General features: G+C 59.5%; 11 protein-coding genes and 2 pseudogenes. 3 read left to right on the forward strand and 10 right to left on the reverse strand.

The features are described 5' to 3' along the window. Nucleotides 1-192: 192 nt before the first annotated feature. The 6 genes and pseudogenes from hcp to tssB form a co-directional block, all read right to left on the reverse strand. Nucleotides 193-684 carry a type VI secretion system effector Hcp gene (gene hcp, locus CDA56_RS07745; protein ID WP_014229074.1) on the reverse strand — a complete coding sequence of 164 codons (492 nt, stop codon included), beginning with the start codon at nt 682-684 and terminating at the stop codon, nt 193-195. A 144-nt stretch (nt 685-828) separates the two neighbouring features. After that, entirely contained in the window at nt 829-2,517 is a 1,689-nt protein-coding gene (locus CDA56_RS07750) for an OmpA family protein (protein ID WP_102803602.1), read from the reverse strand. Next, nucleotides 2,514-3,179, reverse strand: a complete 666-nt coding sequence (gene tssL / locus CDA56_RS07755) for a type VI secretion system protein TssL, short form (protein WP_014229072.1) — start codon at nt 3,177-3,179, stop codon at nt 2,514-2,516. Before tssL ends, CDA56_RS07750 begins: the two co-directional genes overlap by 4 nt. Further along, nucleotides 3,176-4,518, reverse strand: a pseudogene (tssK, locus tag CDA56_RS07760) (type VI secretion system baseplate subunit TssK). The gene tssL and the pseudogene tssK overlap by 4 nt, the downstream one beginning before the upstream one ends. A 13-nt stretch (nt 4,519-4,531) precedes the next feature. Beyond that, nucleotides 4,532-6,066 (reverse strand): annotated as a pseudogene (tssC, locus tag CDA56_RS07765) (type VI secretion system contractile sheath large subunit). A 40-nt stretch (nt 6,067-6,106) separates the two neighbouring features. After that, nucleotides 6,107-6,598 carry a type VI secretion system contractile sheath small subunit gene (gene tssB / locus CDA56_RS07770; RefSeq protein ID WP_014229069.1) on the reverse strand — a complete coding sequence of 164 codons (492 nt, stop codon included), beginning with the start codon at nt 6,596-6,598 and terminating at the stop codon, nt 6,107-6,109. 860 nt (nt 6,599-7,458) lie between these two features. On the opposite strand from tssB, the gene CDA56_RS07775 reads away from it, so the two are divergent. Together CDA56_RS07775 and fdhF are read left to right on the forward strand one after the other, a co-directional pair. Then, entirely contained in the window at nt 7,459-8,541 is a 1,083-nt protein-coding gene (locus tag CDA56_RS07775; RefSeq protein ID WP_042945327.1) for a malate/lactate/ureidoglycolate dehydrogenase, read from the forward strand. A gap of 236 nt (nt 8,542-8,777) precedes the next feature. Continuing rightward, a complete protein-coding gene (fdhF, locus tag CDA56_RS07780; protein WP_047723678.1) occupies nt 8,778-10,928 on the forward strand; it encodes a formate dehydrogenase subunit alpha in 2,151 nt (716 codons plus the stop codon). Between the two features lie 270 nt (nt 10,929-11,198). On the opposite strand, the gene CDA56_RS07785 is transcribed toward fdhF, so the two are convergent. Then, nucleotides 11,199-12,350 carry a M20 aminoacylase family protein gene (locus CDA56_RS07785; protein WP_025108182.1) on the reverse strand — a complete coding sequence of 384 codons (1,152 nt, stop codon included), beginning with the start codon at nt 12,348-12,350 and terminating at the stop codon, nt 11,199-11,201. 282 nt (nt 12,351-12,632) lie between these two features. Between CDA56_RS07785 and CDA56_RS07790 the strand changes: the two genes are divergently transcribed. Next, the gene (locus tag CDA56_RS07790) at nt 12,633-13,838 is read left to right on the forward strand and encodes an MFS transporter (RefSeq protein ID WP_064375820.1); all 1,206 of its coding nucleotides are present in this window, start codon (nt 12,633-12,635) and stop codon (nt 13,836-13,838) included. A 100-nt stretch (nt 13,839-13,938) separates the two neighbouring features. Here CDA56_RS07790 and CDA56_RS07795 read toward each other — a convergent pair whose 3' ends face one another. From CDA56_RS07795 to CDA56_RS07805, 3 genes are all read right to left on the reverse strand, one after another. Next, nucleotides 13,939-14,661 (reverse strand): amino acid ABC transporter ATP-binding protein, encoded by a 723-nt coding sequence (locus CDA56_RS07795; protein ID WP_046878622.1) that lies wholly within the window; start codon nt 14,659-14,661, stop codon nt 13,939-13,941. Then, on the reverse strand, nt 14,645-15,412 hold the full coding sequence (locus tag CDA56_RS07800; RefSeq protein WP_004102832.1) for an amino acid ABC transporter permease: 768 nt from the start codon (nt 15,410-15,412) through the stop codon (nt 14,645-14,647). Before CDA56_RS07800 ends, CDA56_RS07795 begins: the two co-directional genes overlap by 17 nt. Nucleotides 15,413-15,477: 65 nt before the next feature. After that, complete coding sequence (locus CDA56_RS07805) at nt 15,478-16,245, reverse strand: basic amino acid ABC transporter substrate-binding protein (RefSeq protein WP_004851663.1); 768 nt, start codon at nt 16,243-16,245, stop codon at nt 15,478-15,480. Between the last annotated feature and the right edge of the window lie 42 nt (nt 16,246-16,287).

The raw sequence follows: 16,287 nt of genomic DNA on the forward strand, positions 1-16,287 counted from the left end.
TATTCAGGAACCCAAAGCGCATCAGGTCAGGCAGGCAGATTGTTTTTTTGCTGAGCGCCCGTCAGTTCAGGCGCTCAGCAAAAACGGGCAGCGGAAACTGCCCATCAGGGGATGACTCTAAATAGTTCGCGCTGTAGCAAGACGGCAAGCGAACGCAGCCAACGGCGCTACAGCGTGAAATATGGCGAGTCATCAGGCGGTGGCGCGTTCGTTCCAGCTGTCGGAATGAATGATGTTGCCGTCCTTGTAGGTCCAGGTGATTTTTTCGTAACGCAGCTCAATCTGCTCGAGGTGGTTATGCTTCTCGTAGGACGGGTCCTTGACGTCGTGCATCAGCGGGTTGACCTTCACCACCTTCACGTTCTCAAGCTTCGTGTTGAAGTACTCCACTTCCTGACCGGCGTCGTTGATTTTGTACCAGCGGAATTCAGCCGACTTCAGCGTCTGGCCGGTGGTCACCGCCTTGTACAGGTACGGGCTGGAGGCGTCGATTTCCTTGGTGAACAGGAACGGCGTGTGGATTCGCGTGCCGGTCAGCTTCCCGGTGTTGTTATCGGTCGGGATGTACAGGTTATGCTCCTGCGCCACCACCTCGATGCTGCCCTCGCGGTCCTTCACGTCCACGGAACCTTTGATGTCCGCGCCGCCGTCGTCCTTCAGCCACAGATAGACTGGTATTGCCATATTACTTCTCCATTTATACACGTCGTCCTTCAGGCTGCCTCTTTGTTGGCTGCCTTCATTTGCCCCGGTCACATAGTGAACTATGCTTCCGGGGACCCATTCAGTTGCCGCTGCGAGGCAGCCCGAATGACTGTGTGTATCATTTTAAAAAGCGCCATCATCCTGCGATGGCGCGGGGGTCATGCCCGGTGGCTGGCAGGCATTCGCCTGCGGCACCAGACTGATTTCGACACGGCGGTTCAGCGCCCGGCCTTCGGCCGTGTCGTTGGGGGCAACGGGTCGGCTCTCGCCGTAGCCCTGCACCGCAAAACAGCTCTCCGGCACGTCGCCGGTGTCGCGCATCCAGTCGCGCACCGATTCGGCACGCTTAAGCGAAAGTATCTGGTTGGATTTATCGTCGCCGGTGCTGTCGGTATGGCCCGCCACCACAATCAGCCAGCCGGGCTTCGCTTTAATGCCGACCAGCGAGTTCACCAGCAGCTTTGTCGAGCCGGGCTTCAGCGCCCACCTGCCGGTGTCGAACAGCGACATGCTGTCGAGGCGGATGATTTTCGGCGCGGTTTTCTCGGCAGGCTTCAGTGGCGGAGGCGCCGGGACATAGGAACGAATGGCGTCCAGCACCGGCATGCGCAAATGCTCCCCGTGATACAGGCCGAGCCCCATTTCCAGCGGTTCACCGTGGCGCGCCCACCGATCCAGCTGCAGCGCATCCCCGCGCAGGATCTGCACGGCGCGGGCTTTCGGGGCGTAGTCATCCATCGCAATCTGCGCGTAATGCTGAATATCGAACCCCACCCGCTGCAGCAGCTGGCGGTTGTTCCACGCGCTGGCGCACAGTGCGATGATGGCGGCAAGGGTGAACAGGCAGAATGCCCGCCGTAAAGTTCTGCTGAGCGGCGCCACGCCGGCGCCCAGTGGCAACAGCGGCAGAATAAAATTCGGCAGCGTGACATCCGCTGATGAGGGATTGGGCTGCCAGCCGGGCAGCGAATTCAGGGCGGTATGTTGAGACAACCAGCGCTGCCACAGGCTATCAGCCAGAACCGGCGCCCCCGAAGGCGTCATGTGATATACCACCATCGCCGGGTCCGCCGGAGGCATATCGTCCGACGCCGCCGTCAGCGCGGCCATCATTGTTTGTTCAGTCAGGCGAACCAGCGTATTCATCCTCACCTGCGCAGCCAGGCGGTCCGTCCCGTCCTTTTGCGCCAGCCATGTCCCGGTGCTGCACGGCACATCGTCCGCCAGCCATACCTGCATGGCCTCCCCGGCCTGCGCTGTCTGCCACAGCGGTTGTGGAACAGACGCCCCCGCCACCTTACTGTTCAACAGTAAAGGCACCGCCCGGCGGCAATCGCTCCGCACCTGGCTCAGCTGCCAGCGCAGCTCATAAAGCCCGGCCGCCAGCGCCGCCTCATCACGATGCAGCTGCGGACAGACGCTGACCATCACCGCCAGCTGCGATACGAGGTCCGGGCGTTTCCACAGAAGAATACGTACCGTCTGCTGCAGTTCAGCCGTCGGGACGTTTAACCAGCAGCCCCGTGCCGTGCGGTAAACTGGCCCGCTCTCCGGCCACCCAGCAATATCGCCGCAGACCAGCACCACCGGCAGGCGATACGGCGCGTCCGGTATCTCATCCAGCCAGGCGTTATCTACCAGCGGATCTTCCCGCCTGCGCCCGGCGAAAATCAGCCCGGCGATAACGGCGGCCAGTATCAGCGCAGCGGCCAGAATCCGCCCGCCGGAGGCCAGCGGCAGAAACAGCAGGCAGAGCAGCAGCGCCAGGATCCCGCCCCAGAGCCATAACAGGCGCAAATAGCGCACGTTCATTTCCCGGCCCCCGGCAGCAGGGTTGCAATCAGGGAATCAAGCCAGTGGTTCAGACCCCACCACAGCGCGGCGATCGCTACCAGCGACAGCCCGATGCAAACCGGCCAGCGACGTAACCCGTCCGCCAGGCCGCTGCGCCCGGAGATACCCGCCAGTACGGGACGGCTCTGGTCCGTTTCAAACGGCGGCACGCGCTCGGTCAGTACCCGAACAAGCTGGTCACGAGCCGGTTCATTCAGGGCATAACACCCTTTAAAGCCGAGCATCAGCACCCGGTGGAAACAGGTCAGCACCGCCATATCCGGCGCGGGCTCGCGCAGAACCTGACGCATCCGTTCATACAACGCGTCTCCGGCGTCCAGAGCACCAAAGTATTTCGCCTGCAGCGGACGGTCATACCAGACGATGCAGGCATCATCCTCGCCTTCGCGTCCTTTGGCGGTCTCATCCAGCAGCGCACACCAGGCGTAAAGAATATGCCGACGGCTCGCCTCGCTGACGTCCGCAGCCTCAAGCTTCGCCATCACCTGTTCAATATGATCTACACAATGTCGCCACAGGCGGTCGCCCTCCCCGTCGGCCAGTCTTGCGCCGAACCGCAGTTCCGTCACCGTCAGCCACGCGTCCGCCATCAGGGCGTCGATATTTATGTCCTGTTTCATGAGCGCAGCACCGCAAACAGTTCAAGTTCCGGATCGCCCAGCAGACCGGGGACGTAAAAGACACAACTGCCTTCCAGCAGCATCGCCCGCGCCGCCGGATGGGCCATATCAAGGGTGAAATACTGGTTTTCCAGGCGCAGCGGGATAGCCGCAGGGACGTGGCTCATCGCGCGCAAAGGAATGCCGGGCTGCGAACCGTTGACCACCCTGTCGACTTCATCCGGGCTACCCGCTTTGCACTGAAGCGGAAACTGCTCCAGCAGTTGCGCTACCGGCAGCGGCGAGCGTACCGAGAGATAAAAATCCGCCTCTTCACGCAGTCTCGGATCGTGGAGACGGGCGTGCCAGCGCTTGCGCCGTTCATCGCGGACCATGTCAATCGCCACAACCCGGGATGGCAGGCTGGCTTCCAGCAGCACACCCAGCAGGTCAAACAACGGCGGGAAGACCGCCGTTAGCTGCTCATGACGATAGGCCGGAATATCGGCGGTGGTGTGATCAAGAGAAAACGTCAGCAGGCTGCCTGCAAGACCGGCCAGCGCCTGATAAAGCCGCTCCGGGTGCACCTGCGGATAGCGCACAAAATAGCTGAGCACCGGCTCCGCGCTGTTGAGCGCATTCAGCAGCCAGAACAGCGACACGTCCGCCACCGCGAAGTCGGCCATTCGTTCGTTGCTCTCCCGACGCATAGACATCAGGCGCTGCAGGCGCGCGCGTAGCTGACCCGTCAGATATTCGGTCTGCTCCGTTAGCCAGCGGCTGGCCTGCACGTTCAGCAGCGGCGGGATAAACGACGCGTCCTGCGACCAGTCTCCCTGGCTGTCGCGCTTAAGACGGGCCACGGCGACGGTCTGGTAATTGCCGTTGTCGTTATCCTCTGTACGCAGCGTCAGTTCCGGCTGCATTACCGCAATCTGGCGGCTGTCATCCCCATAGCGGTTACGCACCTCCCGCCAGGCCAGACGCCAGCGCACAGGACGCTCCGCTTTCTGCTCCGGTTGCAGGCAGTTGCCGCCGTTTTCATACTCATGGGGCAACGCCAAAACCACCGTCAGTTCGTGGCTTTCTGTTTCCGGTAAGGTCATCACGGGCGGCAACGCATCGGCGTTATCGCTATCAGTGAGCGTTCCGTCGGCGAAACGCACACACAGGTGGTCGGCCTTCAGTTTCCCCTGCTTCAGCAGCGCGGCGTCAAAAGCCGTCCGCGCAACCCCCCAGGGATGTATTGCTCCCAGTCGGGCGACACACTCGTGTGCCAGGCCGCTTGCGCGGCCTCCTGCTGAAAATGTTGAGGGGAAACCATCTGGCCCCGCCCCCACAGCGGTCGTACTGTTTTCATCCCTGCCCCCGCCTTACGCTTTCGCTTTCGGCATCTGGCTGACCAGCGACAGGTTCACGTCCATCCCTTCCACCTGGAAATGCGGCACCGCGTACAGCTTCACGCGGAAGAAGCCCGGATTGTCCTCGATATCTTCCACCACCACCTTCGCGTCGCGCAGCGGGTGTGAGGCCTGCAGCTCGTCGCCCGGGTCGGTCATTTCCGTCACCAGACCGCGCACCCAGGTGTTGAGCTCCAGCTCCAGCAGGCGGCGATCCTTGGTGGTACCGATGTTTTCACGCTGAACGAGCTTCAGGTAGTGCGCAATACGCGACAGCAGGAAGATATACGGCAGGCGCGCGTTGATGCGGCTGTTGGCGGTGGCGTCGGCGGTGTCGTACAGCGCCGGCTTCTGGGCCGAGTTGGCCGAGAAGAAGCAGGCGTAGTCGCGGTTTTTGTAGTACGACAGCGGGATAAAGCCGAGGCTGGCGAACTCAAACTCGCGGGTTTCCGGGATCATCACCTCCGACGGGATCTTCACCTGGTTGCCGGTGCCCAGATCGTAGAGGTGGATCGGCAGATCTTTCACCGCTCCGCCCGCCTGCGGGCCACGGATCTGCACGCACCAGCCGTTATTAATAAAGCTTTTCACCATGTTGGACGCGAAGGAGAACGAGGCGCTGGTCCACAGGTATTTCTCGTGGTCCGGGCCTTTCACCTGCTCGACGTAGTTGAAGCTGCGCACCGGCACGGTGTCCGGTCCATACGGCAGGCGGCCCAGCACGCGCGGCATCACCAGGCCGATATAGCGCGCGTCGTCGGTGTCGCGGAAGGATTTCCATTTGATGTACTCGGCGCGGTCGAAGTAGTTGCCGATATCCTTGATGGCGGCAACCTCTTCCATGGACTCTTTCAGAAAGAAGGCCGGACCCACGGCGCCGATAAACGGCATATGGCCGCGGCGGAGACGCCGGAGATGCTGCGCAGCAGCGCCACGTCCTGCGGGCTGGCGTCGAACTCATACGCGGAGATCACCGAGCCAATCGGCTCGCCGCCCGGGGTGTCGTACTCGGCGGTGTAGGTGTGCCAGTAGAGGCCGCTCTGAATCAGCTCCGGCGCGTCTTCGAAGTCCTGGCGCAGATCGTCTTTGGAGACGTCCAGAATTTCGGTTTTGACGTTCTGGCGGTAGTCAGTGCTGTCCACCAGCTGCTTCAGGCCGCGCCACAGGGATTCCACCTTCTGGAACTCAGGATGGTGCATCACCGCGTCCAGCTGGCGGCTGATTTGATAGTCCAGCTCCGCGATGTGGTGGTCAATCAGGGTCTTGTCGAGCTTCTCCACGGTCTTTCCGGACTGACGGATGCAGTCCATAAATACCTGCATCGCCGCCGTCAGTCGTTCGCCCGCCGGGGCGTCGGACAGCGCGGCATCATCCAGAAAGTCGTTAATATCGCCCAGGCGGGACGCCGGGGTCAGGTTGATTTTGTCAAACAGGGAGGCGTAAACGCTCTCTTTTTCCAGTACAGCGGTCTGCCCCTGCGCGGGGGCGGTTTCAGTATTTACAGACATCAGCATATTCCCGGTTAATCCATTAAATAACGCACGCCGTTTATTTCGGGGCCAGCGCGCTCATTTCGTCGCGTAATTCCTGCGTCAGCGCCGGATCTTTCAGGATTTTCTCGAGCTCTTTTCTGAAAGTGGCGTTATCAAGCAGGTTGGATTTGAGGTCGCGTAATAAATTCCGCATCGCCAGCATGGCGCGGAGCTGGGGGATCTGGCGGGCCACCTGCTCCGGTTCGAAATCTTTCATATCGGCGAAGCGGAGCTGAATATTTTCTTCGGCGCTATCGCCGGCCAGCGTGTTCTGTACCGTGAGGCTGATTTCCGGGCTGAATTCCGAAAGTACGCTGTTGAAGTTATTTTTATTGACGTTGATTTTTGCTCTTTCCGATAATGGCCGGTCTTCTTTGCCATTACTGAAATCACCGATGGTGAGGAGTTTCAGCGGCAGCTCGACTTTCTTCTGCGCGCCTCCTGTGTGCAGAGCCAGCTTTAAATTAATGCGTGCCTTGGGCACCTCATTCTGGAACGTATCAGCCATAGCGGTCCCTTCCCGTGAGGAATAATGTATTAAAGATAACGGTGTGTGATGACCCGGATATAGTAGAGCAAAGCGCCAAAAAATATCAACCAGCCTGTTGCAAAGTCCATTATAAGACTTTCCTCAGGCATCTTAAGGCAAATGTAAGAATGAAACGCATGAGACAAACAATGCCGGTATGTAATAACAACCATTTGCTTACAATAAAGGCAGGATGTATACCTGACAGAGAAATGTGAATTAAATTCATATCTGAATAGGCAGCATTGATTGATGCAAATCAATATGTAACGCAAATACTGGTCGTTCCGGATACTGAAAAGCGCGCGAGCAGGGGAGTAAGAAATAAATTATTTTTTATCGTTTACCGGCCATAAAAAAGCCCAGCGCCGGGCATGGATATGGTTATAATTAATGGCTGGCAGGATTAATATAAAACTCACAAATAATATTTTTCAGATATCCGGTATCGATGGTTAAACCGGACAACGTATAGAGTCGCGCTGAGCGAAAAAGAAATAGCGGCATTTCATTCAGCGGATATATTAAAACACAACTTACAATAATGCCTCTCACTCATATCATGTCCTATAACCTTCCTTGCGCCCTCCCCGTGGACAGAGAGAGACAGCGTCTTTCTACTGTGAGCCATCCCAGACAAGTCGCCAGAGAGAACATTCAGCGTTAATGATCCCTCATATCATAACCAGACTGCCCGGCCTCAACGCTGCACTTTCCCCCTCAGCCCTTCTCTTTACCGCCACAGATTCAAAACCTTGATCTTCTCCGTGGCTCAGCGCAGCATGGAAATGCAAACACACTAAAACAAGAATTCGCAACCCAATCACAGGAGAGAATCAGTGCAAACAGGACATCGCTTCCAGGCTACGGATCTGCATCAATTTGTTAAAACCCTTTTCACCCATATGGGAAGCTCCCTCACCGAAGCATCGCTTATCGCCGACCATCTGATTGCCGCTAACCTGGCCGGGCACGATTCCCACGGCGTCGGCATGATCCCAAGCTACGTACGCTCCCACGCGCAGGGTTATCTCCAGCTCAATCGCCACGCCAGCGTGATGAAAGACGCGGGCGCGGTGGTCACGCTGGACGGCAACGGCGGCTTCGGCCAGGTCGTGGCCCATGAAGCCATGCAGATCGGCATTAAGAAAGCCAGAGAGCACGGTATGGCCGCCGTGGCGCTGCGTAATGCGCACCATATTGGCCGCATCGGCTACTGGGCAGAACAGTGCGCGGCCGCCGGAATGATCTCTATCCATTTCGTTAACGTCGTTGGCAACGTGATGGTCGCCCCGTTCCGTGGGAAAGACAGCCGCTTCGGTACTAACCCGCTGTGCGTGGTGTTCCCGCGCGCCGGCCATCCGCCGCTGCTGCTGGATTACGCCACCAGCGCCATCGCCTTCGGTAAAACCCGCGTCGCCTGGCATAAAGGCGTCCCGGTACCGGCGGGGTCGCTGATCGACGCTCACGGCGTCCCCACTACCGACCCGGCGGTGATGCAGACGTCGCCGCTGGGGGCGCTGCTGACCTTTGCCGAACATAAAGGCTACGCGCTGGCGACGCTGTGCGAAATTATCGGCGGCGCGGTATCCGGCGGTAAAACCTCGCATCAGGAGACGCTGCAGGGCAGCGTGGACGCTATCTTCAACTGCATGACCACCATTATTCTCAGCCCGGAAGCGTTCGATGCGCCGGATATGCAGCGCGAGACCGAAGCGTTTATCGACTGGTGTAAACGGTCGCCGCACGACCCGGACGCGCCGATTCTGGCCCCGGGCGAGTGGGAAGAGGCTAACCGCCAGCAGCGTCTGGCGCAGGGGATACCGCTGGACGCCGGCAGCTGGCAGGCGATTTGCGCCGCCGCCGAAGAAGTCGGTTTACCCGCCGACACCCTCGCGCAGCTGCGCCAGAAGCTGGCCTGATTTTTCCTCGATGACGCCCGAACGGGCGTCATGTCATCGTCATTAGTGTCGACATCACCGCCGCCCCGCCCCGCCTGATCAACTATTCTATACAAATTCAATAAGTTAAGTTTTGGCACAGCGTATGCATAACGCTCCCGTCATTTGCCGGTGCGCTGGCTCATGACGCCCTGACAAAGGCGGGCCGGGCCCGGTCTGTCGTTGTTGTTTATTCTCTGTTAACAGGTCTGTTACTGATGAAAAAAATCACGAGCGTTTGCCCTTATTGCGGGGCCGGTTGCAAACTTAAGCTGGTCGTCGAAAACAATAAAATTCTCCGTGCCGAAGCCGCCGATGGCGTCACCAACCAAAATCAGCTGTGCCTGAAAGGCTATTACGGCTGGGATTTCCTCAACGACACCCAGCTACTGACGCCGCGTCTGCAGCAACCGATGATTCGCTATCAGAAAGGCGGTAAGTTCACCCCGGTCAGCTGGGAGGAAGCTATCCGCTATACGGCGAATAAACTGCGTGAAATAAAGGAGAAGCACGGCCCGCGCGCCATTATGACGACCGGTTCATCGCGCGGTACCGGGAATGAAACCAACTATGTGATGCAGAAATTCGCCCGCGGCGTGCTCCACACCAACAACGTCGACTGCTGCGCCCGCGTCTGCCACGGCCCGTCGGTAGCCGGGCTTCAGCTGGCGCTCGGTAACGGCGCGATGAGCAACTCGATTAGCGATATCGAAAACTCGAAATGCCTGCTGGTCTTTGGCTATAACTGCGCTGACTCCCACCCTATCGTCGCCCGCCGGGTGATTAAAGCTCGCGAAAACGGGGCGAAAATCATCGTCTGCGACCCGCGCCGTATCGAAACCGCCCGCATCGCCGATCGCCATCTGCAGCTCAATAACGGCAGCAATATGGCGCTGGTCAACGCCTTCGCCCACGTGCTGCTGGAAGAGGATCTGTATAACCACGACTACGTCGACCGCTTTACCGAGGGGCTGGACGCCTATCGCGAAACGGTGAAAGACTATTCCCCTGAAGCCGTCGAAGGGATCGTCGGCGTGCCGGCCGCTGAAATTCGCCAGGCGATGCGCATGTTTGCCGCCGCGCCTTCCGCCACCATTATGTGGGGCATGGGCGTCACCCAGTTCGGCCAGGCGGTGGACGTCGTCAGAGGGCTGGCGAGCCTGGCGCTGTTAACCGGTAACCTCGGACGCGCCAACGTCGGCGTGGGGCCGGTACGCGGACAAAACAACGTCCAGGGCGCCTGCGATATGGGCGTCCTGCCGAATATGTTCCCCGGCTACCAGGACGTCACCGACGCCAGCGTTCGCGATAAGTTTGCCAAAGCATGGGGCGTTAACCCGGCTGTCATGGACGACCAGGTCGGTACCCGGATCACCGAAGTGCCGCACAAAGCGCTGGCTGGCGAAATCAAAGCCTACTACATCATGGGTGAAGATCCCCTGCAAACCGAAGCCGATTTAGGCCTGGTGCGTAAGGGGATTGAAGCGCTCGATTTTGTGGTGGTGCAGGATATCTTTATGACCAAAACCGCCGAAATCGCCGATGTACTGCTGCCCGCCACCTCCTGGGGGGAACACGGCGGCGTCTTTACCTGCGCCGACCGCGGCTTCCAGCGCTTTGAGCAGGCGATTATCGCTACCGGTAACGTTAAGCGCGACTGGGAAATCATCAGCCTGCTGGCCAGCGAAATGGGCTATCCGATGCATTACGATAATAACCAGCAGATCTGGGACGAAATGCGCGAGCTTTGTCCGCTGTTCTACGGCGTCACCTACGAGAAAATGGGCGATATGAACCACGTCCAGTGGCCGTGCCCGACGCTGGATCACCCCGGTACGCCGTGGCTGTATAAAGATAACCTCTTCGATACGCCAACCGGCAAAGGCCAGCTGTTCGCCGCCCCGTGGCGCGCGCCTGCCGAGACGCCGGATGAAGCGTATCCGCTGGTGCTCTGTACCGTGCGCGAAGTCGGCCACTACTCGTGTCGTTCGATGACCGGCAACTGCGCGGCCCTGCAATCGCTTGCCGATGAGCCGGGCCGGGTGCAAATCAACCGCGCCGACGCGCAGCGCCTCGGAATCGCCGACCAGCAGCTGGTATGGGTCAGCTCGCGGCGCGGTAAGGTGATTACCCGCGCCGACATCAGCGATCGCATTAACGAAGGCGCGGTGTATATGACCTATCAATGGTGGGTCGGCGCCTGTAATGAGCTGACGCAGGATAATCTCGACCCGATCTCGAAAACGCCGGAAACCAAATACTGCGCGGTGAAGGTGGAGGCTATCGCGGATCAGCGCTGGGCCGAGCAGTATGCCTGGACAAGCTATAGTGAGATGAAAGCCCGCCTGAAAGCGGCGGTGAACGTGTAAAACACCGCGGGGAGATGCGCGCATCTCCCCCCATATCCACTTTTGCTCCCGGGGGATGCGCTCAACATGCGTTGCCCGGGCTACAGGTTCAGTGCCGTCTGCGGGCCGGTAGACTGGACAGATGCGCAGCATCGCCTCCGGGAAATTATGCCGCACTGCGCTCTGCTCCCGGGGCGGCGCTCAACGCGCCTTGCCCGGGCTACAGGTTCAGTGCCGTCTGCGGGCCGGTAGCCCGGACAGATGCGCAGCATCGCCTCCGGGATCGGTCTCTTACGCCAACAGTTTCTCCACCAGCGCCGTCCACAGCGCCACGCCGTGCGGGATCAGCGCATCGTTAAAATCATATCCGGCGTTATGTAGCGGCTTTGATGCCGTCTCGCCATCGGTGCCAATCCAGAAATAGGCGCCCGGGCAGGCCTCCAGCATGCAGGCAAAATCTTCCGAGGCCATAGAGGGATTGCCGTTCCAGCTCACCGCCGATTCCCCCAGCAGCGCGGTCGCCACCTCGCGAACCTTTTGCGCTTCAGCCGGGTGGTTGGTGGTGACGGGATAACCGGGATACCAGGCGATTTTGCCTTCCACGTCTGATACCTGCGGCTGGGCGGCGACATAGCTTTCAATCAGCCCCCTGACCCGCTCACGCACCTGGTTATTCAGACAGCGGAAGGTTCCGCGCAGCACCACTTTATCCGGCAGCACGTTGATCGCCTCCCCGCCGGAAATCTGGGTAATGCTTACCACCGTGGATTCCTGCGGCGACAGGCGGCGCGACGGAATGGTTTGCAGCGCCATAATCAGCTGCGCCGCGGCGACAATCGGGTCCGCCCCGCGCTCCGGCATCGCCGCATGGCAGCTCTTGCCGGTCAGGGTAATTTCAAACGCATCGAGAGAGGCCATCATCGCCCCGCTGCCGATCGCCACCTGGCCCAGCGGCATACCCGGCCAGTTGTGCAGCGCGTAAATGGCATCCATCGGGAAGCGCGCAAACAGCCCCTCTTCCACCATCTTACGCGCGCCGCCCAGGTTCTCCTCAGCGGGCTGGAAAACAAAGTGAACGGTGCCGCGAAAGCGGCGGGTTTGCGCCAGATGCGCCGCTGCCGCCAGCAGCATTGCGCTATGGCCGTCGTGGCCGCAGGCGTGCATCACGCCCGGATTACGCGATTTATAGTCGACGTCGCTCTGCTCGGTGATCGGTAGCGCATCCATATCGGCCCGCAGGCCAATTACCGGACCCGGGCCGTTCTCCAGCGTCGCGACCACGCCGGTGCCCGCCAGACCGCTATGCACCTGAAGGCCAAATGAAGCGAGCAGTTCAGCGACCCGGCGAGAGGTTTCCTGTTCCTGATACCCCAGCTCAGGGCAAGCATGAAAATCACGTCGCCAGCGAATGGCCTCGGCGATCAGTGAAGGGGATACAGCCATGTCTTACTCCTTTCCTGCACAGCTTCAGCGCTGAACGAGTGTTTTATGCAATACGTTAGGGCTACAGGTAACCCGCTAGCCTATTGGTTATATCCTTTCGCCCGCTCGCTGACAACTGCCGCCAAACCCTGCGCCAACGCGCCTTTGCGCGGCATCCCGCCTGCACTGCGTTTTTTTGTAGTCATATCAACGGTGACATAAGGCGTGCGATTAATTATTATGCAGCTATACTGGCGTTTTGCCGAATAATTCACTCTACAGACCTCCTTAACCGGAAATAAAATGTTCAACCCAGAGCAGAATCGTCTTGCCCCCACGCTGGCGATGATCATGGCGGCTTCATTAGTGGGATTTATCACCGGATACACGGTGCCCTTAATCAGTCTGGAGCTGGCGCAGCAGCAGATTGATACCGTTTACGTCGGCCTGCTGGCCGCGCTACCGCCAGCGGGGATGATGATCTCCTCCTTCCTCTCGCCCGCGCTGTGCCGGCGCTTCGAGATGGGGCTTCTGCTCTCCGTCAGCCTGGTGGCGCTGGCGGCGGCAACCATCGCCTCCTGCCTGTCGTTTGATATGGTTCATCTCCTGCTGCCGCGGCTGGTGACCGGCCTGGCGTCAGGGGTGATTATCGTCATTGGCGAAAGCTGGATCACCGGCGGCGCGGCGGGTAAAAACCGGGCAACCCTGACCGGCATTTATGCCTCCGCCTTTACCGGCTGTCAGCTGGCGGGGCCGCTGCTGATCTCCGCCGGAGAAGCGTATCAATCATGGACTCTGCTGCTCGTCGGACTGGTGACCCTCGCCTGCCTGCTGATGCTCCGCCATTTGCCCTCCGGCAGCCGCGAACGGCTGGCGGAACGCGCCAGCTGGCGCAGCCTCGGCGCCTTTTTGCCGGTACTGGCTTCCGGCGTATTCTGCTTCGCCTTTTTTGATGCCAGCATACTGGCGCTGCTGCCGCTTTACGGTATGGATAAAGGGCTGAGTGAAGTGACGGCGGTACTGCTGGTCACCGTGGTATTAACCGGCGATGCCGTATTCCAGGCGCCGCTGGGCTGGATTGCCGACCGCTTCGGTATCCGCCGCGTGCATCTGACCTGCGCGGTGGTCTTCTGCCTCGCCCTGCTGGCCTTACCGTTCCTGTTGGCGTCGCATATCCAGCTGATTGTCGGCTGCCTGCTTCTCGGCGCCGCGGCGGGGGCGCTCTATACCCTGTCGCTGGTCCGCGCCGGGAAGACCTTCTCCGGGCAGAAGCTGATTATGATCAACGCCCTGCTGGGATTCTTTTGGTCCGCGGGGAGCGTCGCAGGCCCGGTGGTCAGCGGATTGCTGATCAGCGTCGCGGGGTATGATGGTCTGCTGATGACGCTGTTTGTCAGCGGCGCGCTGTTCCTGCTGATTCAGTGCCTGGGTAAAAGCGAAAAAGCCCTGCTGGCGGACGAACGCGAGCGCGAAGAAGAGATGGATGATATTAGCGAGGCGGCGCGGTAACGCTTAAGGGCAGGCACGGTTCGGCAGAACGAAAGCGCCCTCATCGCCCGCGCAGCGTCTTCTCCCCGGCAGCGCAGTCGCGCGCCGGGGCCGGGAGCCGTTACAGCACTTTACTCAAAAACGCGGCGGTGCGCGGGTTAGTCGGCGCGCCAAAGATCTGCGCCGGTTTCCCCTCTTCCTGAATAATGCCCTGGTCGATAAAGATAACCCGATCGGCCACTTCGCGGGCAAAGCCCATTTCGTGGGTCACGATTACCATGGTCATCCCTTCGCTGGCGAGGTTTTTCATCACCTCCAGCACGTCGCCCACCAGCTCAGGATCGAGCGCCGAAGTGGGCTCATCAAACAGCATAATCGACGGCTTCATCGCCAGCGCGCGCGCGATGGCCACCCGCTGCTGCTGCCCGCCGGAGAGGCTGGAGGGCCAGGCGTCGCGCTTGTCGCTCAGCCCGACCTTCGCCAGCAGCTCTTCCGCCAGACGCACCGCCTCCGCGCGCGCCGTGCCGCGCAGGCTCATCGGGGCCATAATCAGATTTTCCAGCACCGTTTTGTGCGGGAACAGATTGAAGCGCTGAAAGACCATGCCGACACTTTCCCGCATCTTATTCAGATCGGTGGCGCGATCGTGGGCAGCGAAGCCGTTCACCTCAACCTCGCCTTCGCTGACGGTTTCCAGCGCGTTCATGCAGCGCAGAAAGGTGCTTTTCCCGGAACCGGACGGGCCGATAATGCACACGACTTCCTGCGGCTTAATGTCGCAGCTGATGCCGCGCAGAACGTGGCTGTCGCCGAAGCGCTTGTGTAAATTACGAATGTGAATCACTTTTGCCAAACCTCTTTTCCAGACGGTTAACCAGCTGCGCCAGCAGGAAAGTAATAACCCAGTAAACCAGGGAGATGGTCAGGTAGGGTTCCCAGTAGGTGGCGTAGGCGCCGGAAACGGTGCGCGCGGCGTAGGCCAGATCCGCCAGACCGATGGCCGACGCCAGCGAGGAGTCCTTAACGATGGCGATAGCGTTGTTGCCCAGCGGCGGCAGAATGCGGCGAAACGCCTGCGGCAGAATCACCTGACGCATGGTTTTCCACCACGGCATTCCCAGCGCGCGGGAAGCTTCCATCTGCCCCTTATCGATCGACTGGATCCCGGCACGGAAGATCTCCGACACGTAGGCCCCGGCATTCAGCGTAATCGCCACGATACAGGAGAGAAACGCGCCGTAGTTTGAGCGCAGCTCGCGAGCGAAATCAGCGCTCATCATGCCGCTGGTCACCAGCAGTCCGTCGCGCGGGTTGATAAACAGCGGCACCAGCGCGAAGTGCACCACCATAATTTGCACGAACAGCGGCGTACCGCGAAACGCGCTGACGTAAAAGCGCACCGGAAACTGCACCAGGTAACGCAGAACGTATTTCCATACCCCGTGCTCGGCTTTCGCCATCCGCCCCAGCCCGAGGGTCAGCCCCCACAGGGTGCCGAGGATCACGCAGATAATGGTACATTTAATGGTCATCAGGGCACCGTCCATAAACAGCGGACCGTACTCCTCAATGATCTCCCAACGGAATCCCGTCATAGCCCTTCCCTAAAAAATACGGCTATCGCCAGAGTCGATAGCCGTGATGAAAATAAAAATGCGAATTATTGCGCTGGCAGCGTCGGGACGTTCTCGTCGAACCAGGTTTTATAGATTTTGGCGTAGGTGCCGTCAGCGATGATTTTCTGTAAACCGGCGTTGATCTTCGCCTGCAGCTCGCTGTTGCCTTTCGCCACCGCGATGCCGAAATACTGGCGCTCAAATTTGGCATCCGGCACCAGCTTGAACTGCTTCTCCGGGTGCTGCTTGATGTAGTATTTCACCACGCCGACGTCGCCGACCGCCGCGCTCACGCCGTCTTCAAACAGCTCCTGCAGCATCAGCGGAGTATTATCAAAACGCTTGATCGCGGTACTGTTCTTGCCCAGCACGTCGGAAACCACGATATCGCCGGTGCTGGAGTTCACCACGCCGACTTTCTCGTTTTTCAGCGCCTCAAGGGAGGAGACCTTTGAATCCGCCGGCACGACGATGGACTGCTCGGCCGGGAAATAAGGGGCGGAGAAATCCACCATCTGCTTACGCTTATCGGTGATGGTGATCCCGGAGATAATAATGTCGCGGTCGCCGGTGTTGAGGGTGGCGAAGATCCCTTCCCACGGCGTATTGACCAGTTTGATATCAAAGCCTTCCGCTTTGGCGATCGCTTTGATGATATCAATATCAAAACCTTCCAGCTGTTTCTGGCTGTTCTCGAACTCAAACGGGCGATAGGTTCCGCCGGATCCCACCACGTAAGTTTGCTGAGCCGCGTGGGCGGTGCCGATCATCGCCGCCACCAGGCAGCATGCTTTCATCCACTTCTTAACCATGACAACTCCGTTTTATGCATTAATTTTGCATAAAAATACACA

Origin of the sequence: Klebsiella michiganensis (assembly GCF_002925905.1) — a bacterium.
Taxonomy (GTDB): Bacteria; Pseudomonadota; Gammaproteobacteria; order Enterobacterales; family Enterobacteriaceae; genus Klebsiella; species Klebsiella michiganensis.